19 protein-coding genes and 1 riboswitch are annotated in these 20,864 nt (G+C 68.9%); of the genes, 12 read left to right on the top strand and 7 right to left on the bottom strand.

Annotated features, from left to right (window positions below; genetic code table 11):
- The first annotated feature begins 4 nt into the window (after positions 1-4).
- From QMO76_RS32370 to QMO76_RS32345, 6 genes are read left to right on the top strand one after another with little or no spacing between them, the layout of a single operon-like run.
- Positions 5-1,153, top strand: coding sequence for an acyl-CoA dehydrogenase family protein (locus QMO76_RS32370; RefSeq protein WP_306365191.1), 1,149 nt, complete (start codon positions 5-7; stop codon positions 1,151-1,153).
- Positions 1,150-2,754, top strand: a complete 1,605-nt coding sequence (locus QMO76_RS32365) for an acyl-CoA carboxylase subunit beta (RefSeq protein WP_306365163.1) — start codon at positions 1,150-1,152, stop codon at positions 2,752-2,754. The genes QMO76_RS32370 and QMO76_RS32365 overlap by 4 nt, the downstream gene beginning before the upstream one ends.
- A gap of 8 nt (positions 2,755-2,762) precedes the next feature.
- Positions 2,763-4,826: a biotin carboxylase N-terminal domain-containing protein gene (locus QMO76_RS32360; protein ID WP_306365162.1), complete on the top strand. Its 2,064-nt coding sequence runs from the start codon at positions 2,763-2,765 to the stop codon at positions 4,824-4,826.
- A gap of 3 nt (positions 4,827-4,829) precedes the next feature.
- Positions 4,830-5,990, top strand: a complete 1,161-nt coding sequence (locus tag QMO76_RS32355) for an acyl-CoA dehydrogenase family protein (RefSeq protein ID WP_306365161.1) — start codon at positions 4,830-4,832, stop codon at positions 5,988-5,990.
- 1 nt (position 5,991) lies between these two features.
- Positions 5,992-6,786, top strand: a complete 795-nt coding sequence (locus QMO76_RS32350) for an enoyl-CoA hydratase family protein (RefSeq protein WP_306365160.1) — start codon at positions 5,992-5,994, stop codon at positions 6,784-6,786.
- Between the two features lie 5 nt (positions 6,787-6,791).
- The gene (locus QMO76_RS32345; protein ID WP_306365159.1) at positions 6,792-7,406 is read left to right on the top strand and encodes a TetR/AcrR family transcriptional regulator; all 615 of its coding nucleotides are present in this window, start codon (positions 6,792-6,794) and stop codon (positions 7,404-7,406) included.
- 13 nt (positions 7,407-7,419) lie between these two features.
- Here QMO76_RS32345 and QMO76_RS32340 read toward each other — a convergent pair whose 3' ends face one another.
- Positions 7,420-7,587 carry a hypothetical protein gene (locus QMO76_RS32340; RefSeq protein ID WP_306365158.1) on the bottom strand — a complete coding sequence of 56 codons (168 nt, stop codon included), beginning with the start codon at positions 7,585-7,587 and terminating at the stop codon, positions 7,420-7,422.
- A 129-nt stretch (positions 7,588-7,716) separates the two neighbouring features.
- Positions 7,717-8,568, bottom strand: coding sequence for a bifunctional hydroxymethylpyrimidine kinase/phosphomethylpyrimidine kinase (gene thiD / locus QMO76_RS32335; protein WP_306365157.1), 852 nt, complete (start codon positions 8,566-8,568; stop codon positions 7,717-7,719).
- A 106-nt stretch (positions 8,569-8,674) separates the two neighbouring features.
- Between thiD and QMO76_RS32330 the strand changes: the two genes are divergently transcribed.
- From QMO76_RS32330 to QMO76_RS32320, 3 genes are all read left to right on the top strand, one after another.
- Positions 8,675-9,805, top strand: a complete 1,131-nt coding sequence (locus tag QMO76_RS32330; protein ID WP_306365190.1) for a GTP-binding protein — start codon at positions 8,675-8,677, stop codon at positions 9,803-9,805.
- 120 nt (positions 9,806-9,925) lie between these two features.
- Positions 9,926-10,177 (top strand): ribbon-helix-helix protein, CopG family, encoded by a 252-nt coding sequence (locus QMO76_RS32325; RefSeq protein ID WP_039817850.1) that lies wholly within the window; start codon positions 9,926-9,928, stop codon positions 10,175-10,177.
- Positions 10,174-10,608, top strand: a complete 435-nt coding sequence (locus QMO76_RS32320; RefSeq protein WP_306365156.1) for a type II toxin-antitoxin system VapC family toxin — start codon at positions 10,174-10,176, stop codon at positions 10,606-10,608. Before QMO76_RS32325 ends, QMO76_RS32320 begins: the two co-directional genes overlap by 4 nt.
- Before the next feature lie 93 nt (positions 10,609-10,701).
- On the opposite strand, the gene QMO76_RS32315 is transcribed toward QMO76_RS32320, so the two are convergent.
- On the bottom strand, positions 10,702-11,793 hold the full coding sequence (locus tag QMO76_RS32315; protein ID WP_306365155.1) for an epoxide hydrolase family protein: 1,092 nt from the start codon (positions 11,791-11,793) through the stop codon (positions 10,702-10,704).
- A gap of 88 nt (positions 11,794-11,881) precedes the next feature.
- Between QMO76_RS32315 and QMO76_RS32310 the strand changes: the two genes are divergently transcribed.
- Entirely contained in the window at positions 11,882-12,529 is a 648-nt protein-coding gene (locus QMO76_RS32310; protein ID WP_306365154.1) for a TetR/AcrR family transcriptional regulator, read from the top strand.
- A gap of 104 nt (positions 12,530-12,633) precedes the next feature.
- Positions 12,634-13,041 (top strand): VOC family protein, encoded by a 408-nt coding sequence (locus QMO76_RS32305; protein WP_039817845.1) that lies wholly within the window; start codon positions 12,634-12,636, stop codon positions 13,039-13,041.
- A gap of 43 nt (positions 13,042-13,084) precedes the next feature.
- Here the strand turns inward: QMO76_RS32305 and thiC are convergent, their stop codons facing one another.
- Both thiC and QMO76_RS32295 read right to left on the bottom strand, forming a co-directional pair.
- Complete coding sequence (gene thiC, locus QMO76_RS32300) at positions 13,085-14,755, bottom strand: phosphomethylpyrimidine synthase ThiC (RefSeq protein WP_306365153.1); 1,671 nt, start codon at positions 14,753-14,755, stop codon at positions 13,085-13,087.
- Positions 14,748-14,858: riboswitch (TPP riboswitch) on the bottom strand. (Overlaps the previous gene by 8 nt.)
- A 148-nt stretch (positions 14,859-15,006) precedes the next feature.
- The gene (locus QMO76_RS32295) at positions 15,007-16,344 is read right to left on the bottom strand and encodes a lipase family protein (RefSeq protein WP_306365152.1); all 1,338 of its coding nucleotides are present in this window, start codon (positions 16,342-16,344) and stop codon (positions 15,007-15,009) included.
- Positions 16,345-16,519: 175 nt separating this feature from the next.
- Between QMO76_RS32295 and QMO76_RS32290 the strand changes: the two genes are divergently transcribed.
- Positions 16,520-17,203: a TetR/AcrR family transcriptional regulator gene (locus tag QMO76_RS32290; RefSeq protein ID WP_306365151.1), complete on the top strand. Its 684-nt coding sequence runs from the start codon at positions 16,520-16,522 to the stop codon at positions 17,201-17,203.
- 31 nt (positions 17,204-17,234) lie between these two features.
- On the opposite strand, the gene QMO76_RS32285 is transcribed toward QMO76_RS32290, so the two are convergent.
- Both QMO76_RS32285 and fahA read right to left on the bottom strand, forming a co-directional pair.
- Positions 17,235-19,496, bottom strand: coding sequence for an MMPL family transporter (locus QMO76_RS32285; protein WP_306365150.1), 2,262 nt, complete (start codon positions 19,494-19,496; stop codon positions 17,235-17,237).
- Positions 19,497-19,628: 132 nt separating this feature from the next.
- Positions 19,629-20,810 (bottom strand): fumarylacetoacetase, encoded by a 1,182-nt coding sequence (gene fahA / locus QMO76_RS32280; RefSeq protein ID WP_306365149.1) that lies wholly within the window; start codon positions 20,808-20,810, stop codon positions 19,629-19,631.
- Positions 20,811-20,864: the final 54 nt, after the last annotated feature.

The raw sequence follows: 20,864 nt of genomic DNA, 5'->3' as shown, positions 1-20,864 counted from the left end.
CTACGTGAACCCCTGGACCACCCCGGAGCGGCGTGAATTGCGCGCCACCGTGCGCGGTTTCGCCGAACGCGAGGTGCTGCCGTGCCTGGACGACTGGGAGCGCGCCGGTGAGATCCCGCGCGAACTGCACAAGAAGGCCGGTGCGCTGGGCCTGCTCGGCATCCAGTTCCCGGAGGCCGTCGGCGGTTCCGGCGGAGACGGCATCGACGCCGCCATCGTCTGCGAGGAGCTGCACTACGCGGGCTGTTCCGGCGGGCTGTTCGCCTCCCTGTTCACCTGCGGTATCGCGGTGCCGCACATCGTCGCCTCCGGCAATGCCGAGCAGATCGAGCGCTGGGTGCGGCCGACCCTGGCGGGCGAGAAGATCGGCTCGCTGGCCATCACCGAACCCGGCGGCGGTTCGGACGTGGGCCACCTCACCACCTCCGCGGTGCGCGACGGCGACGAATTCGTTGTCAATGGAGCCAAGACGTTCATCACCTCCGGCGTGCGCGCCGACTACGTCGTGACGGCCGTGCGCACCGGCGGCCCCGGCGCGGCCGGTGTCTCACTGCTCGTGGTGGAGAAGGGCACGCCCGGTTTCACGGTGAGCCGCAAGCTGGAGAAGATGGGCTGGCTGGCCTCCGACACCGCCGAGCTGTCCTATGTGGACGTGCGGGTGCCGGTCTCGAACCTGGTCGGCGCGGAGAACTCCGGATTCGCCCAGATCGCACAGGCTTTCGTGAGCGAGCGGGTCGGGCTGGCCGCGCAGGCTTACGGGCACGCGCAGCGCTGCCTGGACCTGACCCTGCAATGGTGCCGCGACCGCGAGACCTTCGGCCGCCCGCTGATCAGCCGCCAGGCCGTGCAGAACACCCTGTCGGAGATGGCACGCCGCATCGACGTCGCCCGCGTGTACACCCGCCAGGTGGTGGAACGCGCGGCGCACGGCGAGACCGACCTCATCGCCGAGGTCTGCTTCGCCAAGAACACCGCCGTGGAAACCGCCGAATGGGTTGCCCACCAAGCGGTTCAGCTCTTCGGCGGACTCGGCTACATGCGCGAGTCCGAGGTGGAGCGCCATTACCGCGATGTCCGCATCCTGGGCATCGGCGGTGGCACCAACGAGATCCTGACCAGCCTCGCGGCCAAGCGATTGGGGTTCCAGTCTTGAGCACACTGCGCACCGCCGTAGATCCGAATTCGGCGGACTTCCGGGCCGCCGCCGCGGCCATGAGCGACAAGCTGGCCGAGGTGGAGGCCGAGTACGCCAAGAACATCGCGGGCGGCGGCCCCGACAAGATGGCGCGACACCGCAAGCGCGGCAAGCTGACCGCGCGCGAACGCATCGAACTGCTCATCGACGAGGACTCGCCCTTCCTGGAGCTGGCCCCGCTGGCCGCCTGGGGCAGTGAGTTCCATGTCGGCGGCAGCGTCATCGCGGGCATCGGCATCGTCGAGGGCGTCGAATGCATGATCGTGGCACCCGATCCCACGGTGCGCGGCGGCACCTCGAACCCGTGGACGCTGCGCAAGAACCTGCGCATGAACGACATCGCGCTGGAGAACCGCCTGCCGGTCATCGGCCTGGTGGAGTCCGGCGGCGCGGACCTGCCCACGCAGAAGGAGGTCTTCGTACCGGGCGGGCGCATGTTCCGCGATCTGACCCGGCTGTCGGCGGCGGGAATCCCCACCATCGCACTGGTTTTCGGCAACTCCACCGCCGGTGGCGCGTACATCCCCGGCATGTCCGACTACACGGTCATGATCAAGGAGCGCTCCAAGGTGTTCCTGGGCGGGCCGCCGCTGGTCAAGATGGCCACCGGTGAGGAGTCCGACGACGAATCGCTCGGCGGCGCGGATATGCACGCCCGCGTCTCGGGCCTGGCCGACTATCTGGCCGCGGACGAGCAGGACGCCATCCGGCTGGGCCGCTCCATCGTGAAACGGCTCAACTGGCACAAGCAGGGCCCGGCCCCGCGCCCGCGCGCCGAGATCATCGAACCGCTCTACGACGCCGAGGAACTGCTGGGCATCGTGCCCACCGACCTCAGGATCCCGTTCGACCCGCGCGAGGTCATCGCCCGCGTGGTGGACGGCTCCGATTTCGACGAGTTCAAACCGCTCTACGGCTCCAGCCTGGTCACCGGTTGGGCGGAGCTGCACGGCTACCCGGTCGGCATTCTCGCCAATGCGCGCGGCGTGCTGTTCTCCGAGGAGGCGCAGAAGGCGGCGCAGTTCATCCAGCTGGCGAATCAGTCGAATACGCCATTGCTGTTCCTGCACAACACCACCGGTTACATGGTGGGCAAGGAGTACGAGCAGAAGGGCATCATCAAACACGGCGCGATGATGATCAATGCCGTCTCCAACTCCAAGGTGCCGCACATCTCGGTGCTCATGGGCGCGTCCTACGGTGCGGGCCACTACGGCATGTGTGGCCGCGCCTACGATCCGCGCTTCGTCTTCGCCTGGCCCAGCGCCAAATCCGCCGTCATGGGCGGTGCGCAGCTGGCGGGCGTCATCTCCATCGTGGGCCGGGCCGCCGCCGAGGCCAAGGGCATGCCGTTCGACGAGGCCGCCGACGCCGGGATGCGCGCCATGATCGAGGCGCAGATCGAGGCCGAATCGCTGCCCATGTTCATGTCGGGCCGCCTCTACGACGACGGCGTCATCGATCCCCGCGATACCCGCACGGTGCTGGGAATGGCCCTGTCCGCCATTCACAATGCCCCGATCAAGGGCGCCGACGGCTTCGGCGTCTTCCGGATGTGAGGCCAGGTATGGAAATCCGCAATGTACTGGTCGCCAACCGCGGCGAGATCGCGCGCCGGGTCTTCGCCACCTGCCGCCGCATGGGCATCGCGACCACCGCCGTCTACTCCGACGCCGATGCCGCATCGCCGCATGTGGCCGAAGCCGATGCGGCGGTGCGCCTTCCGGGCAACACCCCCGGTGAGACCTACCTGCGCGGCGAGCTGATCATCGAGGCCGCGCTCTCGGCCGGTGCCGACGCCATCCACCCCGGGTACGGATTCCTCTCCGAGAACGCCGAATTCGCCGAGGCCGTGCAGGCGGCCGGGCTGGTGTGGATCGGTCCGCCGGTCTCCGCCATCGAGCAGATGGGCTCCAAGGTCGAGTCCAAGAAGATGATGGACGCCGCCGGGGTGCCGGTGCTGAAGCAACTGGACCCGGCCGAGGTCACCGCCGAGATGCTGCCGGTGCTGATCAAGGCGTCCGCCGGTGGCGGCGGGCGCGGTATGCGCGTGGTCCGCGACCTCGCCGAGCTGACCGGCCAGATCGAGGCGGCCCAGCGCGAGGCCGCGTCGGCCTTCGGCGATCCGACGGTGTTCTGCGAGCGCTACCTGGAGACCGGCCGCCATATCGAGGTGCAGGTCATGGCCGATACCCACGGCACGGTGTGGGCGGTGGGCGAGCGCGAGTGCTCGATTCAGCGGCGGCATCAGAAGGTGGTGGAGGAGGCCCCCTCCCCGCTGGTGGAGAAGATCGACCGCCTGCTCGGATCAGACCCGGAGGCGGCAGCGGAGCGTAACCATGGAGGGTCCGCGAGCGGGCGAGATGGGCGCAGCATGCGGGCGCGGCTGTTCGAGGCGGCTCGGTTGGCGTCCGAGGCCATCGGCTACGAGGGTGCGGGCACCGTCGAATTCCTGGCCGACGAGAAGGGCGAGTTCTTCTTCCTGGAGATGAACACCCGTCTCCAGGTGGAACATCCGGTCACCGAGCAGACCACCGGCCTGGATCTGGTGCGCTTGCAGTTGCAGGTGGCTGCCGGACGCCCGCTGCCCGCCCGGCAGCCCGCCACGCGCGGCCACTCCATCGAGGTGCGCCTCTACGCCGAGGACCCGGCGCAGGACTGGCAGCCGCAGAGCGGCACCGTGCACAAACTCGACATCCCCGGCACCGTGGGCGAATTCGCCGTGCTCACCGAACCCGGTGTGCGCCTGGACAGTGGCGTGGTGGACGGGTCGGTGGTGGGCGTGCACTACGACCCCATGCTCGCCAAGGTGATCTCCTACGCCGAGACCCGGGACGAGGCGGCGCATCTGCTCGCTTCGGCCTTGCAGCGCGCCAAGATTCACGGCCTGGTGACCAACCGCGATCTGCTGGTGCGGGTGCTGCGGCATCCGGCCTTCCTGGCCGGTGACACCGATACCGCCTTCTTCGCCACCCACGGCCTGGACGTGCTCGCCGCGCCGCTGGCCTCGGAAAGCGCCGAGACCCTGTCGATCACCGCGGCCGCCCTGGCCGATGCCGCCGCCAATCGCGCCGCGGCGCGGGTGGGCGGCGGGTTGCCCAGCGGCTGGCGCAATCTGCCGTCGCAGCCGCAGTCCAAGTCCTACGCGAGCCGGGGCACCGGCAAGCACGAGGTGCGCTACCGCCTGACCCGCGCGGGTCTCGAGGTGGACGGGCTGCCCGGCCTGGAACTGGTGGACCTCACCCCGGACGCGGTGGTGCTGTGTGTTCCCGGCGAGCGCGGCGCGGTGCGGCGGCGCTTCGAGGTGGCCCGCTACGGCGATCTGGTCGCCGTCGATTCCCCGCTCGGCCCGGTGACCGTGCGGCGGCTGCCGCGCTTCGAGGATCCGGCCGACCAGGTGGCCGAGGGCTCGCTGCTCGCACCCATGCCCGGTGCGGTCATCCGCCTCGGTGCGGAGGTCGGCGCACAGGTGGAGAAGGGCCAGCCCATTCTGTGGCTGGAGGCCATGAAGATGGAACACACCATCGCCGCCCCCACCGCCGGTACCCTCACCGAACTGAACGTCGCGGTCGGTCAGCAGGTCGACGTCGGCGCTGTGCTCGCCGTCGTGCACAACGAAAACCAGGAGTAGGCAATGAGCTTCATCGAAACCGACGAACAGAAGGCGCTGCGCGCGGCGGTGGCCCAACTGGCGGCCAAGTACAACTACCGCGACTACGTGCGCGCCAAGGCGTTGCGGAACGAGCCGCTCACCGAACTCTGGGACGAGGCGGGCGAACTCGGCTTCCTCGGCGTGAACCTGCCGGAGGAGTACGGCGGTGGCGGCGCGGGCATCTACGAGCTCGCGCTGGTGCAGGAGGAGCTGTCCGCGGCCGGTGCGGGCCTGCTGCTCATGGTGGTCTCGCCCGCCATCTGCGGCACCATCGTCACCAAGTTCGGCACCGAGGAGCAGAAGCGGAACTGGCTGCCGCGCCTGGCCGACGGCACCGCCAAGATGGTCTTCGGCATCACCGAGCCCGATGCGGGCTCCAACTCGCACAAGATCACCACCACCGCCCGGCGCGACGGCGGCGACTGGATCCTCAACGGCCGCAAGATCTTCATCTCCGGTGTGGACCAGGCCGAGGCCGTGCTCATCGTGGCCCGCACCGAGGACGCCAAGACCGGCAACCTCAAACCCGCGCTGTTCATCGTGCCGGTCGACACCCCCGGCTTCGTGAAGAACCGGCAGGAGATGGACATCATCGAGCCGGACAGCCAGTACACGCTGTTCCTCGACGACGTGCGGCTGCCCGCCGACGCCCTGGTGGGCCAGGAGGACGCGGCCATCGCGCAGCTGTTCGCGGGCCTGAACCCGGAGCGCATCATGGGTGCCGCCATGGCGGTCGGGATGGGCCGCTACGCCATCGACCGGGCCGTGGAGTACGCCAAGGAGCGCCAGGTGTGGAAGACGCCCATCGGCGCGCACCAGGGCATCTCACATCCGCTGGCGCAGGTGAAGATCGAACTGGAGCTGGCCAAGGTCATGATGCAGAAGGCCGCCGTGCTCTACGACTCCGGTGACGACTTCGGGGCCGCCGAAGCCGCCAATATGGCGAAATACGCTGCCGCCGAGGCCAGTATCAAGGCGCTCGATCAGGCCATCCAGACCCACGGCGGCTCCGGACTCACCTCCGATGTGGGCCTGGCGGGCATGCTCGCCGCCTCGCGCATCGCCCGGGTCGCGCCGGTCAGCCGGGAAATGATCCTGAACTTCGTCGCCCAGCACTCGCTGGGCCTGCCGAGGTCGTACTGAGATGACCGATACCGAACCCACCCCGGAATCCACGCCGGTCGTCCGCTACGAGGTGCGCGACGGCTTCGCGGTGCTCACCCTGGACTCCCCGCACAACCGCAATGCCATGTCCTCGCGGCTGGTGGCCGAACTCCTGGACGGTCTGGAGCGGGCGGGTGCCGACAAGGCCGTGCGCGGTGTCGTCCTCACCCACACCGGGACCACCTTCTGCGCCGGCGCGGATCTGAAGGAAGCCCTCGACGCCGACCCCGCGGCGGCCGCCGACATCCGCACCCGCTGGGCGGTCCAGGTGCTGCGGCGCATCCTCGAACTGCCCAAACCGGTGGTGGCGCGGATCGACGGCAATGTGCGCGCGGGCGGGATGGGCATCGTCGCGGCCTGCGATATCGTCGTCGCCGGTCGCGGCAGCAGCTTCGCCCTCACCGAGGCGCGGCTGGGCCTGGCCCCGTTCATCATCTCGCTCACCCTGCTGCCGCGGATGACCTCGCGGGCGGCGGCGCGGTACTTCCAGACCGGCGAGACGTTCGACGCCGACACCGCCGAGCGCATCGGCCTCGTCACCATCGCCGCCGACGACGCGGCGGCGGAGGTGGCGCGGCTGTGCGGTGAGCTGCGCAAGGGCTCCCCGCAGGGGCTGGCCGAGAGCAAGCGGCTCACCACCGCCCACATCCTGGCCGAATTCGATCGCAGCGCCGACGACCTGGCCAAGCGCTCGGGCAACTGCTTCGGAACACCCGACGTGATCGAGGGCATGACGGCCTTCTTTCAGCGTCGTCCACCGAGCTGGGCAGAATAGCGGCCATGGCGACACCCCACGAACCCAAGCAGGACCGCAGTCGGGCCACCCGGCAGCGGCTGCTGGAGGCGACTATCGACTGCCTGGCCGAGCTGGGCTGGGCGGCCGCCACCGTGGCCGTGGTGGCCGAACGCGCCGGGGTGTCGCGCGGGGCGGCGCAGCATCATTTCCCCACCCGGGAGGATCTGATCACCGCGGCCCTGGAGTACATGTTCGAGTCGCGGATGACGCAGTCGAAGAGCGAGGCCCTCGCCCTCGGCGAGGTCGCCGAGGGTGCGGGCCGCACCCAGGCCGTGGTCGCTTCCCTGGTCGAGTCCTACACCAGCCCGCTGTTCAAGGCGGCGCTCCAGGTCTGGACGCATGCCGCCGCCGATCCGGCGCTGCGGGAGCGCATCGTCCCCATGGAGGCACGTTTCGGCCGCATCTCCCACCGCATGGCCGTCGAGGCCCTCGGCGTCGACGACTCCGACCCGGTCACCCACCACCTGGTCCAGGCCACCCTGGACCTGGCCCGCGGCCTCGGCCTCGCCGACGTGCTCACCGACGACTCGTTGCGCCGCAAGGAGATCGTGCAGCAGTGGGCCGCCACTCTGCACAACACCCTGCATCCGGATTCCTGACGGCGCCGACGGCTCACCAGCCGAAAACCTCGGCGATCTCGATGGATTCGTCGTCCCAGCGCTGTTCGATGGCTTCCCGATCCCGCTCCGGGAGCGTCGGGGTCCACCCCGACCGACGCCAGAAGGATTCGCGGTGTTCGTCGCTGAGCGGCAGCGGGCGCTGGGGCAGGGGGCAGGTCATGGCGACATTCCCGAAATCGCTGGTGCAGTGCTGAATTCAGGGTAGATGTGCTGCGCGTTCGACCGCGCGGGAATCAACCCGGGTGAACGCGACGCCGCCCCCGCCGGGCGGTCGATCCTGGACTGGACTTCAGGCTTCGTGCAGCCGCCACAGCGGCGACACCGGGCCGTGCCCCGCGCCCAGATCGTAGGCCGCCGCCAGGCACCGTCGCGTCCACTCCTTGGCGAAGGCGGCCGCGTCCGGCACCGGGTAACCGTGGGCCAGGGCGCAGGCCAGGGCGGCCGCCAGGGTGTCGCCGCCGCCGTGGTCGTTGCCGGTGGCGATGCGCTCGGCGGTGAGTTCGTGGAAGTTCTCGCCGTCGAACAGCAGGTCGGTGCTGTAGGCGGAGCTGCGCAGGTGGCCGCCCTTCACGATCGCCCAGCGGGGGCCGAGCGCGTGCAGCGCCTCGGCGGCGCGGCGGGCGCTGCGGTCGTCGACGACCTCGACGCCGGTCAGCAGTCGCACCTCGTCGAGATTGGGGGTGACCACGGTGGCCAGCGGGAACAGGGTGTTGCGCACCGCGTCCAGGGCCTCGGCGTGCAGCAGCGGATCGCCGTGCATGGAGGCCGCCACCGGATCCACGACCAGGGGGATGTCGCCGTCGCCGTCGCCGCCGATGCCGACCTCGCGGCACACCCCGGCCACCGCCTCGATGATGGCGGTGGAGGCGAGCATGCCGGTCTTGGCCGCGCCGACGCCGATATCGCTCACCACGGTTCGCACCTGATCGGCCACGATGTGCGGCGGAATCTCGTGAAAACCGCTGACGCCCACGGTGTTCTGCACCGTCACCGCGGCCACCGCCACGCAGGCGTGCACCCCGCACAGGGCCATGGTGCGGCTGTCGGCCTGGATGCCGGCGCCGCCGCCGGAGTCGGTTCCGGCAATGGTCAGCACACGAACCGGAGTCTTGCCATTGGGCGTGAGCGGTAGCAGTTCCACGCCGCTGACCCTACGCGGAACCGGGTGCGCGGTGGGTCCGGCCGTGGGGTGCCGCGCAACCGTAAATGAAAACCGTTATCATTAAGCGGTGACCTCAGCCCAGACCATCCGCCCCCTGCCCGTGACCGTGCTCTCCGGCTTCCTCGGAGCCGGGAAGACCACCCTGCTCAACCACATCCTCGCCAACCGCGAGGGCCGCCGCGTGGCCGTCATCGTCAACGACATGAGCGAGGTGAATATCGACGCCGCCCTGGTGGCGGGCCAGGGCCACCTGGACCGCACCCAGGAGAAGCTGGTCGAACTCACCAACGGCTGCATCTGCTGCACGCTGCGCGAGGACCTCATCGAATCGGTCGGCAAACTCGCCCGCGAGGGCCGCTTCGACCAGTTGGTCATCGAATCCACCGGCATCTCCGAACCCATGCCGGTGGCGGCGACCTTCGAATGGGAGTTCTCCGACGGCTTCAAGCTCGGCGATATCGCGCGCCTGGACACCATGGTGACCGTGGTCGACGCCTCCACCTTCCTGCCCGAGGTGGTGCGCGGCGAATCCCTCGAGCAGCGGGATATGCGGGCCGGGGAGGGGGATGCGCGCACCATCTCCGATCTGCTGGTGGATCAGGTGGAATTCGCCGACGTGCTGATCATCTCCAAAACCGATCTGGTGAGCGCCAATGCCGTCGGCAGCGTGGAGGCCACCATTCGCCGCCTCAACCCCAAGGCCAGGATCCTGCGCGCGGTCAAGGGCTCCGTCGATCTCGCCGAGGTGCTCGACACCGGCCTGTACAACCCCGACCTGGCCGCCGAGACCGCGGGCTGGGACGAGGAATTGGCGGGCGGGCACACTCCCGAGACCGAGGAGTACGGCATCCGCAGCCTCACCTACACCGCTGACCGCCCCTTCCATCCCGAGCGCTTGGACGCCGTGCTGACGCGGTTGCGGGGCCTGTTGCGCAGCAAGGGATTCTGCTGGATCGCCAGCCGTCCGGACTTGGTCGCCATCTGGTCGCAGGCGGGACCGAACCTCACCTTCGAACCGGCCGCCTTCTGGTCCTCGCTCGATGAGCAGCCCGGCTCGGAGATCGTGCTCATCGGTGTGAAACTGGACCGCGAGCGGGTGCGCGCCCTGCTGGACGCGGCCCTGCTCACCGACGCGGAATTGGCTGCCGGACAGCGGGTATGGGTGAACTACGCCGATCCGTTCCCGGCCTGGGGTGAACTGCACTCACACACCTGAGCGTCGGCGGGGGAGCGGTGAGCTGGTGGGCGTCCATCAGGGAAGCCCCGGCCTGTCGGCGGGCAGTCGCGACAGGCGCGGGGTTTCGACCGAAGGTTATGGTGCGGGTACCATAACCGTATGGGTTTGAAGAAGACGACGGTCATGGTGGACGAAGCCGACCTCGAGCTGGTGAAAAAGGCCGCAGCGCGCGAGGGGCGGCCGGAGTCCGAGTACTTTCGTGAAGCCTTTCATCTGGCCGCGATACGTACTCGGCGATGGGATGAGGTGTGGGATATCCCGGTTCTCGACTACGGGCATGCCGTGACGGCGGATGAGATCGACAGCGTTGTGCGAGAAGCGATCACCGATACCGAAGCCGATGCCGGATGATAGTGATCGGCGATACCTCGGGCCTGATCGCCGCATTCAACTCGGCTGATCCTGAGCACGCGGACGCGCGCGCCGCGCTGCAGCAGGCCGCGCTGACCATCGTCTCACCACTCGTCTTGCTCGAAGTCGAGCACATTACCACTCGCAATCTCAATCGCCGGGCCGCTTATGCGGTCAATGACTGGTTGTTGGCGCAAGAGCGCACCGGACGCATCGAAGTGCCCACGGTTTCCGCGGACCTGTTGCGGGTCGCGCGCAAGGTGCAGGACAGGTACCTGTCCCTGCACCTGGATCTCACCGACGCCACCAATGTCTCGTTGGCGGAACGGTACGAAACGGTGGAGGTGCTGACGCTCGACCGTCGCGATTTCCGGGCGGTCACCCCGCTGACCGACCATAGCGCCTTTCGCCTGTTGCCCGACGACCTCTGAGGATGTGCCGTGCCCGCGAGGCCGCTCGCCGCCGCGTGCGCTCAAACGGATTCGGCCCGCACCCGTGTGGGTGCGGGCCGGGAATCGCTCGGCTCAGCGGTACTGCGCGAAGAACTCGGTGATCTCGCCGGACATCAGCTCCGGGGCGGCATGGTGCAGGTAGTGGCTGAACACGTCGTGGGTCTGCCAGGACACGATGTTGTGGTCGCGGTCGGCGAAGCGGCGGATGCCGTGGAAGTCGCCGTTCGAGCCGCTCAGCGCCATCGGCACGGTGGTCGGCTCGGTCGGCTGCTCGGCGCGCGCGTTCTCGAAGTAGATGCGGGTGGCCGAACCGGCGGTGCCGGTGAACCAGTGGATGGCGATATGGGTGAGCACGAAATCGTCGTCCAGATCCGGACCGAGCAGCTGCCCGAGCCAGCCCGCCAGACCGGCCGGCGAATCCATGATGGCGTGCGCCAGCGTCTGCGGCTGCTGGCTGTGCAGGATATTGAAGCTCATCTTGTTCTTGGCGAACCAGTCCAGCGTCTCGAGCGCCTGCGCCTCGCTCTCGGTGAGATCCGCCAGCTCCGCCGGATCGCCCGACGGGAACGAATACACCTGCGCCACATGTGATCCCACCATGTGCTCGGCGTCCACCCGGCCCAGCTCGGCGGAGATCTGGGAGCCGGCGTCATTGCCGACCGCGCCGTAGCGCCGGTATCCGAGCCGCCGCATGAGTTCGGCCCACGCGGTCGCGATGCGGGTGTTGTTCCAGCCCGCCTCGGTGGTCGGGCCGGAGAATCCGAAACCCGGGATGGAGGGGATGACCAGATCGAAACCCGCCGCGGTGAGCGGTTCGATGACGCCGAGGAATTCCACGAAGGTGCCCGGCCAGCCGTGGGTCAGGATGAGCGGGAAGGCGTTCTCCCGTTCCGAGCGCACGTGCAGGAAATGAATCGTCTGCCCGTCGATCTCGGTGATGAACTGCGGGTGGGCATTGAGCCGCTCCTCGACCTTGCGCCAGTCGAATCCGCCCTGCCAGTAGTCGACCAGGTGCCGCACCCGGTCGACACTCACCCCGTAGGTGTCGCCGGAGCCCGGGACCTGGTCGGCCCAGCGGGTGCGGGCCAGGCGGTCCCGCAGCTCGTCCAGATCGGCCTGCGGGATCTCGATGCGGAAGGGGCGGATGGCGTCGGCGGCGTTCATGATTCTCTCCTGATGTGGAACGGAATGTTTCGTTCTGTTCTAACTATAGCGGAACGGAGCATTCCGTTTCAAGTGTTATTCTGAAGTCATGACCGAGACCACCGAAACCCCAGCTCGGCGCGCACTGCCCGGCCGCAAGGCGCAGGCCGCCCGCAATGACGAGCTCATCCTGCGGGCCGCCCGCGAGGTCTTCCTCGCCGACGCCGGCGCACCGATCGCCGCGGTGGCGGAACGCGCGGGCGTGGGCATCAGCGCCCTGTACCGCCGCTACGCCAACAAGGAGGCGCTGCTGCGCACCCTCTGTCACGAGGGGCTGCGCCGCTACAACGCCGAAGCCGAGGCGGCATTGGCGGGTGCCGACGGCTGGCGGGAGCTGATCGGGTTCCTGGAACGTGTGGTGGACGCGGATGTGCACTCGCTGACCGTGCACCTGGCGGGCACCTTCACTCCGGACGACTCGATGCTCCCGGATATCCGGCGGTCCGGGGAGCTCAACGAGGAGCTGATCCGCCGGGCGCACGCGTCAGGTACCTTGCGCGCGGACGCGACCGTGGCCGATCTCGGCCTGATCCTCGAGGCGTGCGCCGCCATCTCGCTGCCGGACCCGGACCGCACCGCGCAACTGCGCCGCCGCGTCCTGGCCATGCTCGTGGACGGGCTCGCCGCCTCGGGAAAACTCCCCGGCCCGGCACCGCGGCCGGGCGAATTCGCACAGCGCTGGCAGCCGAAGCACTGATCTCCGGACATCGGACACACCGAATCGAGCGGGAACGACCACTTTCACCCGCCCGTCACGTCCATAGTGGTGACAGCTGTCCGCCCCGCAGGAAGGCTCGAGCCATGAACTGGACCCTCGAGGTCGTGATCGTCCCGGTATCGGATGTGGATCGCGCCCTGGACTTCTACGCCCGCCAACTGGGCTTCACCGTCGACCACGACACGCACATCGCCGAGGGGATGCGGGTCGTGCAGTTGACCCCGCCCGGCTCCGGCTGCTCCATCGTGATCGGCGAGGGCGTGGTGCCCCATATGGAGCCGGGCTGCCTCAAGGGCCTGCAACTGGTGGTGCCCGACCTGAAGCGCGCCCACGCCGAACTGGTGGAGCGCGGCGTCCCGGTCAGCGATATCGAGGTGGTCGGCGTGAATCCGTCCCCCACCGCCGACCCGCTCGACAATGTCGGCTTCATCTACTTCGACGACCCGGACGGCAACAGCTGGGGCGTCCAGCAGATCTCCGCGCGCGCCTGAGCACGGTGGTCCGCACCGACGGGTGCGGACCACCGTGCCGGGACTACGAGACGACCGGCAGGTACACCTGTTTGCCGCTGGCCGTGAATTCGGCGGACTTCTCGGCCATGCCCGCCTCGATGGCCGCCACATCGGTGAGGCCCTGCTTCTCGGCGTACTCGCGGACATCCGCGGAGATGCGCATGGAGCAGAACTTCGGGCCGCACATGGAGCAGAAGTGCGCGGTCTTGGCGGGTTCGGCGGGCAGCGTCTCGTCGTGGTACTCCCGCGCGGTGTCGGGGTCCAGCGACAGCGCGAACTGGTCGCGCCAGCGGAACTCGAAACGCGCCTTGGACAGCGCGTCGTCGCGCGCCTGCGCGCCCGGGTGGCCCTTGGCGAGGTCGGCGGAGTGGGCGGCGATCTTGTAGGTGATCACGCCGACCTTCACGTCGTCGCGGTTGGGCAGGCCCAGATGCTCCTTGGGCGTCACATAGCAGAGCATGGCGGTGCCGGCCTGGGCGATGATGGCCGCGCCGATGGCCGAGGTGATGTGGTCGTAGGCCGGTGCGATATCGGTGGCGAGCGGGCCCAGCGTGTAGAACGGAGCCTCCTCGCACAGTTCCTCTTCCAGGCGAACGTTCTCCACGATCTTGTGCATGGGCACGTGGCCCGGGCCCTCGATCATCACCTGCACGCCGTGGGACTTCGCGATCTTCGTCAGCTCGCCCAGGGTCCGGAGTTCGGCGAACTGCGCCTCGTCGTTGGCGTCGGCGATGGAGCCGGGCCGCAGGCCGTCGCCGAGCGAGAAGGTGATGTCGTACTTCGCCAGGATCTCGCACAACTCGGCGAAATTCGTGTACAGGAACGACTCCTGGTGATGGGCCAGACACCACGCCGCCATGATCGAGCCGCCGCGCGAGACGATGCCGGTGACGCGCTTGGCGGTGAGCGGGATGTAGCGCAGCAGCACGCCCGCGTGCACGGTCATGTAGTCCACGCCCTGCTCGGCCTGCTCGATGACGGTGTCGCGATAGATCTCCCAGGTGAGCTGGGTGGGATCGCCGTTCACCTTCTCCAGGGCCTGGTAGATCGGCACGGTGCCGACCGGGACCGGGGAGTTGCGCAGAATCCACTCGCGGGTCTCGTGGATGTTCTTGCCGGTGGACAGGTCCATGATGGTGTCCGCGCCCCAGCGGGTGGCCCACACCATCTTCTCCACCTCCTCGGCGATGGAGGACGAGACGGCCGAGTTGCCGATATTGGCGTTGATCTTCACCGCGAACTTCTTGCCGATGATCATCGGTTCGGATTCGGGGTGGTTGTGATTGGCCGGAATGACCGCCCGCCCCGCCGCGACCTCGTCGCGCACGAGTTCGGGGGAGACGCCCTCGCGGGCCGCGATGTAGCGCATCTCCTTGGTGATGACGCCCGCGCGCGCCCAGGCCAGCTGGGTGCGCGGTCCCGGCACCTCCGGCTTGGCCCAGGCGTCGCGCAGCTTGGGCAGGCCCGCCTCCACGTCGATGCTCGCGCTGGAGTCGGTGTACGGGCCGGAGGTGTCGTACACGTCGAAATGCTCACCATTGGTGAGGTTGATGCGTCGCACCGGAATGCGCAGTGTCGTGCCGTCGGCCTCGACCTGCTGGTAGTGCTTGACGCTGCCTTCGATAGGACCGGTGGTCACCGTGTCCACGGGCGCGGACTTGCCGTTCGTGGACGCGACTCGATCAGGTGACATTGTGAATCCTCCCTACGCCGGCATTACCCGGTCAGGTTCATACGGTCGACGGCCCACTAGCCGTCCTCTCAGCCCGCTGGTGCGAGCCCCCGTTGGCATGCGAATAGATAACGCTGCCGACCATACCGGTCCACCGTGAGTCGCGTCACGAGACCGCCGCGGGCGGCGGATACCCGCGTGCGCGCACTCGGGCCCCGACCGCTCCGGTTGCGGTCGGGACCCGAGTCACAGGGGCTGAGCGAGAAGGTTTCTCAGCGCTCCTGAGGTCCGATGGGCCAACCCAGCGCGCCGAAGGTGGCGTTGAGGTTGATCTCGGTCTGCATCAGGATGTCCTGGAGGTCGAAGAACAGCGACAGGTGGTTCTCCGTCCGGCAGCCCACCTGATCGGGCGCGCCGGGGGCCAGGCGGCCGCGCAGCCAGTTGAAGGCGTCGCCCATGCCCAGGGTGGGCAGGGTCAGATGCTCGCTGAGGTGGTCGCGCTTGTAGAGCACCGACGTGCCGCCCGCGCACCACTTGGGTACGAGCGCGTCATTGTCGAAGACCGGCACGGCTTCGTCGAAGACGCCCTGGTAGAGCATGATCGGCGTGGTCGGCGCGTGGTTGCCGAGCACCGTCGCGTCGAACACCTCGCGGACTTCCGGCAGCGCCAGGTACTCCGCGATGGGGATGGTCAGCATTTTCTGATAGTCGATGAACATCATGGTCAGCGCGTTGCGCGGCAGGCACTGGTCGTTGGTGCGGTGCATCAGCGCCCGCCCCTCGGGGGTGAGCACGCGCTCGGTCGCGGCGGCGAACTCCGGGTAGGCGTTCATGAGCGACGCGATGCCGATGCCGATGAGGCTGGAGAACATGGAGCCGTTCACGTGCAGCAGTGATTCCACGTCCGAGACCGGTGCGCCGATGGCAGCGCCCTCGATGTTCAGCTCCGGCGCGTAGGTGGGATGCATCTCCGCGGCCCAGCCGCTGGCCATGCCGCCGCCGGAGTACCCCCACAGCGCCACCGGCGTGTTCGTGCCGTCCAGGCCGAGCGGTTCGAAGCGTTGGGCGGCGCGAATGCTGTCGAGCACCATGTAGCCGGGTTCCTTGGCGACCGCCAGGTGCCCGTTCAGGCCCTCGTAGTCGGGCACGTTGATGGCGTAGCCCTGGCTGATGGAGGCCGCGAGTTCCAGGTACTCCACATTGGAGTGGATGCCCTCGACACCCGCCAGGCCGCCGCCCTGCTGCAACAGGAACGAGGGCGCGCAGTGCGGTGCGGCGCTGTCGTAGAAGAACTGGTGCGAGACCAGCGGTCTGCTGCGAGAGGTGTTGGCCCCCATGGGAACCGCCACCGTGGTCGCCGCCACCGTGGGCTGCTCGAACAGGTCGGTGGTGCGATACAGCAACTGCCAGGCGCGAACTCGCACCGGGAGCACCGTCAGCACCGCCAACTGCACTTCGCGCGACCGCAGAATGTCGCCCGGCGCGGCGGATTCGAAGCCCTCGGGCGCTTGATAGAACGGGTCCGTATCCACCGGCTGCGGTGCCGCGGCGGCCGTGCCCGCCGGGCCAGCCAGCAGTGCCGTGGTGGTCATGGCCACCGCCGTGCTCATTACCGCCGCGGTCGCGAGCACGGCCGCGGTGAAACGCCGCCACCCCCGCCTTCGGCGATCCCCATTGATCCCTGCCACGTCTGTTCCCTTCCTCATCGACGTGACGACGATTACAACACGCTATCCTGTTATCAACAAGAATTCTTTTTCGAAAGGACGCGGCTAAGGTTTGCCTATGACCCGCAGCAAATCCGCCGCGCGGCCCGACCCCGCACCGGCGCGGCGTCGGATCCGTGGCATGGACGCCGAGGAGCGCAGTGCGCAGCGGCGTCGTCAGCTCCTCGCGGCGGCGACCGAACTCTTTGCCCAGCAGAGCTATTCGGGCACCTCGATCGAGCAGATCTGTCAGCACGCCTATGTCGGCACCAAAGGCTTCTACGACCACTTCGACAGCAAGGAAGCCTGTTACCGCGCCCTGCTGGAGCAAATCACCGTGCAGTTCCAGACCCGGGTGGCGCAGGTGGCCGCGGAGACCGCCGAACTGCCGTGGCAGCAGCGGCTGCGCGCCCTCGTCGCGGCCTTCGTGCACGCCATCGCCGACGACGCGCGGCTGGCCAAGGTGACCTTCGGCGAGGCGGGCGGCATCTCACCCGCCGTGGAGAAACAGCGCCGCGGCAACCGCCGCTGGGCCGCGGCCTTCCTCGACACCCAGTGGCCTGAAGCGGACATGGACGAAAGGCGCAGTCTCGCCGTGAGTTTGGCGGCCATCGGCGGCATGTTCGAACTGGTCGCCGACTGGCTGCACCATCACGACGACGGCGGTGCGCCGGATTCGGTGGACAGCCTCATCGCGGACCTCACGCACTTCCTCACGGTCATGGAGCTGGGTCGCCGGGCGAGCGCGGAGCCGGGGCGGTAGCGTCCGCGCCTCGCCTTCGGCAGGCGGCCGGTCAGGAGCCGAGCTTCTGGAGGGCCGGCGCGGGCCGCTCCGGCTCCGCGCCCTCCTCTTCCAGTCCGATCCGCTTGTGCAGCGCCGCAAGGGGTTTCGGAGCCCACCAGTTGGCGGTGCTCATCAGCCGCATCAGCGCCGGGGCCAGCAGGCCGCGGATCACCGTGGCATCGGCCACGATCGCCAGGGCCAGGCCGATGCCGAAGAGTTTCATGGCCGCCACCTGGGAGGTGGCCACCGCCAGCAGCACCACCGCCATCAGGCCCGCCGCGGCGGTGAAGATGCGGCCGGTGCGGGCCACGCCCAGCGCCACCGAGCGGGCGTTCGCGTCGGCGCTGCGATCCGAGGCCAGCCACTCCTCCCGAATGCGGGAGAGCAGGAAGACCTCGTAGTCCATGGACATGCCGAAGGCCAGGCAGAACATCAGGATCGGCATGAACAGGTCGATGGTGCCGGTCGGGGTGAAACCGAGCAGGCCGGACAGATGCCCGTCCTGGAAGATCCAGATCATCGCCCCGAAGGTGGCGGTCACCGAGAGCAGATTCAGCAGCAGCGCCTTCACCGGCAGCACCACGCTGCCGGTGAACAGGAACAACAGGATCAGGGTGATCACCGCGATGAGCCCGACGGCCAGCGGCAGCCGTTGGATCACCGAATCCATGGTGTCCTCGTCCAGCGCCGCCGCGCCGCCGAACAGCACCTCGCCGGGTGCGGGCACCTCGCGCAGGGTGGCCAGCTGCTCCTTGCCCTCCACCGACGCGGGCGCGAGCCGGGTGCCCACCGACAGGTAGGTGCCCGCCGGTCCGGCCATCTCGGGCAGTCCGGCCGCCATCTTCGTACCGTCGACGTAGACGCCCGCACTCGACATCACCGCGGGCACGTCCGGCACCTTCGACAACGCGGCGGCGTAGGTGCCGATCTGCTCCCCGGTGCCCTGGAATTCCGGTAGCACCACCACGGCACTGGACGCCATATCGGCGGTGAAATCCTCGCGCAGCGCGTCGCCGACCTGGCGGCTGGAGGCGAAATCGCCGATCACCCGATCGTCCGGGCTGCCGAAATGCGCGCCGAGGAACGGTGATCCGAGCGCCAGCAGCACCGCGCCGGTCACCACGGCGACCGGGACGGACCGCCGCATGACCCACATGACCAGCCGGTACCAGCCACTGTCCTCGGGTCGCTGCGGCGTGGGCTCGGGCCGGCCGAGCGCGCGCCGCAGCGGTTTCCGCAGATCCAGGGCATTGATCCGATCGCCGAGCAGCACCAGCGCGGCCGGGAGCAGCAGCACCGCCGCGCCGACCGCCGCGGCCACCACCGCCACCCCGGCGTAGGCGAAGGATTTGAAGAACGGTTGCGGGAACACCGCCAGCGCCGCCAGCGCCAGCGCCACGGTCAGGCCCGAGAACACCACCGTGCGGCCCGCCGTCTGCACCGCGCGCAGAATGGCGGCGCGGGTGTCGCGGCCCGCCGCGAGTTCCTCGCGGTAGCGGCTGACGAGGAACAGGCTGTAGTCGATGGCCAGGGCCAGACCCAGCGCGCTGGTCATGTTCAACGCGAAGATCGACACGTCCATGACCGTGGTGAGCGCGCGCAGGATGCCGAGCGTGGCGACGATGGCGAACAGGCCGACGCCGATCGGCAGCGCCGCGGCCACCAGGGAGCCGAACACCAGCACCAGCAGCAGGCCCGAGATGGGAATGGCGATGGCCTCGGCCAGGATCAGATCCTTCTCCACCTGGTGGTTGATATCGGCGAAGGTGCCCGCCATACCGCCCACCCGCACCTGGACGCCGTCGCGGTCGCCACTGAGATCGCCGGTGAGTTCGGCGGCGCGGTTCTGGATCTCGGTGTCGGTGCCGAGCAGGGTGGCCATGACGAGGCCGCGCTTGCTGTCCTTGCTGCGCAGCGCGGTCGCCAGATCCGAGCGCTCGGTCACGGTGGTCCAGTACGACCGCACCCCGGTGATGCTCGAATCGGCGCGCAGCTCATCGGTGATGCGCTGTGCCTCGCCGCGCGCCTCCGGGCTGTTCACCCCGCCCTCGGCGGTGATCATGACAATGAGGTTCGGGTTGCCGCCGGGGAAGTTGTCCTCGATGAAGTCGTTGGCGCGCACCGACTCCAGTTCGGAGGTGAGGTAGCCGCCGCCGACCATGTGCGATTTCACGGTCGCGCCGAAGCCACCGCAGATGATCATCAGCAACAACGCGGCCACCAGCACGGCGCGCGGCCGTGCCATGGCGAAGCGGGCGAGATTGGTAAGCATCGACGCACTGCCCTCCGGAGTTTCCCAACTTCGGCACGGTAGCCGTCCACCTCCCGCCATAGCGATCGGCTGTGACCATGGTCATGGGCATGCCGATCGGCTATCGGATGGCGATCGCGGCGCTTCCGGAGGTCAGGGGCGTGCGGGCCGGACCGAGCCCCGGACCTCGCCGAGCGTGAGCCGTCCGCCGTCCACCGCCGGGGCCGACGCCGTGATCACCACCTCGTCGCCGTCCTCCAGATACGTCCGCTTCGCGCCGCCCACATCCACGGGTTCGGTGCCGCCCCAGCTCAATTCCAGCAGCGAGCCGCGCTCGTGGCGCTGCGGTCCGGAAACGGTGCCCGACGCGAACAGGTCGCCGGTGCGCACCGAGGCCCCGTTGACCGTCATATGGGCGAGCATCTGCGCCGGAGACCAGTACATGCGCGCGTACGGGGGAGTGGCGACGAGCTGCCCGTTCCACTCCACCCGCAGTTCGATGTCGAGACCCCACGGCGCGCTGTCGCGCAGGTAGGGCAGCGGTCGCGGCTCCTGCTCGGGCAGCGGGATCCGCGCCTCCCGCAGTGCGTCCAAGGGGGTCACCCAGGCCGCCAGCGATGTCGCGAACGACTTGCCGAGGAAGGGGCCCAGCGGCTGCGCCTCCCACGCCTGGATGTCACGGGCGGACCAGTCGTTGACCAGCGCCACCCCGAAGACGTGATCGGCGAACGCGCCGGTATCGACGGCGGTGCCGCGCTCGGAGTCCGCGCCGACCACGAAGCCCAGTTCCGCCTCGATGTCGAGCCGCTGCGTCGGACCGAAATCCGGTGCGCCCGAAGCGCCGCGGCGCTGGCCGCAGGGGCGGACCACCTCGGTTCCGGAGACCACCACGGTGCCCGCGCGACCGTGGTAGCCCACCGGCAGGTGCCGCCAATTCGGCAGCAGCGGTTCGGAATCCGGCCGGAAGATGCGACCGGCGTTGGTGGCGTGGTCGATGCTGGCGTAGAAGTCGACGTAGTCGCCGACCTCCACCGGCAACAGCAGCCGCACGGCCGAGACGGAATGGACGGCGGCGGCGGGGAATTCCCCCTCGGCCGCCGCCTGCAGCCGCTCGCGCACCTCCCGCCAGATGGCCGGACCCTGCGCCATGAAGGCATTGAGGCTGGGCCGGGCGAACATCGGATCATCCAGTGCCACCGCCAGATCCACCACGCAGTCGCCCAACCGCGCCCCCACGCGCGGTTCGCCACCGCTGGGTTGGAACACCCCGTAGGGCAGATGCCCCGGCCCGAATCCGGAATCCGCCGGCACCTCGATGCGCACTCGACTGTTCACCGTATCTCCTCCGAGCAGGCGGGACGGGCCCGCACCATCGTGCGGGCGGGGATG

The sequence above is a fragment of the Nocardia sp. CC227C genome (assembly GCF_030767025.1).
Taxonomy (GTDB): domain Bacteria; phylum Actinomycetota; class Actinomycetes; order Mycobacteriales; family Mycobacteriaceae; genus Nocardia.
Note: the sequence above shows the minus strand (reverse complement) of the source record. Positions and strands in the feature narration are given on the sequence as shown.

Coding starts and splice junctions, on each gene's coding strand:
- QMO76_RS32360 (WP_306365162.1), top strand. CDS start 2,763: ATGGAAATCCGCAATGTACTGGTCGCCAACCGCGGCGAGATCGCGCGC.
- QMO76_RS32355 (WP_306365161.1), top strand. CDS start 4,830: ATGAGCTTCATCGAAACCGACGAACAGAAGGCGCTGCGCGCGGCGGTG.
- QMO76_RS32350 (WP_306365160.1), top strand. CDS start 5,992: ATGACCGATACCGAACCCACCCCGGAATCCACGCCGGTCGTCCGCTAC.
- QMO76_RS32345 (WP_306365159.1), top strand. CDS start 6,792: ATGGCGACACCCCACGAACCCAAGCAGGACCGCAGTCGGGCCACCCGG.
- QMO76_RS32340 (WP_306365158.1), bottom strand. CDS start 7,587: ATGACCTGCCCCCTGCCCCAGCGCCCGCTGCCGCTCAGCGACGAACAC.
- QMO76_RS32325 (WP_039817850.1), top strand. CDS start 9,926: ATGGGTTTGAAGAAGACGACGGTCATGGTGGACGAAGCCGACCTCGAG.
- QMO76_RS32320 (WP_306365156.1), top strand. CDS start 10,174: ATGATAGTGATCGGCGATACCTCGGGCCTGATCGCCGCATTCAACTCG.
- QMO76_RS32315 (WP_306365155.1), bottom strand. CDS start 11,793: ATGAACGCCGCCGACGCCATCCGCCCCTTCCGCATCGAGATCCCGCAG.
- QMO76_RS32310 (WP_306365154.1), top strand. CDS start 11,882: ATGACCGAGACCACCGAAACCCCAGCTCGGCGCGCACTGCCCGGCCGC.
- QMO76_RS32305 (WP_039817845.1), top strand. CDS start 12,634: ATGAACTGGACCCTCGAGGTCGTGATCGTCCCGGTATCGGATGTGGAT.
- thiC (WP_306365153.1), bottom strand. CDS start 14,755: ATGTCACCTGATCGAGTCGCGTCCACGAACGGCAAGTCCGCGCCCGTG.
- QMO76_RS32295 (WP_306365152.1), bottom strand. CDS start 16,344: ATGAGCACGGCGGTGGCCATGACCACCACGGCACTGCTGGCTGGCCCG.
- QMO76_RS32290 (WP_306365151.1), top strand. CDS start 16,520: ATGACCCGCAGCAAATCCGCCGCGCGGCCCGACCCCGCACCGGCGCGG.
- QMO76_RS32285 (WP_306365150.1), bottom strand. CDS start 19,496: ATGCTTACCAATCTCGCCCGCTTCGCCATGGCACGGCCGCGCGCCGTG.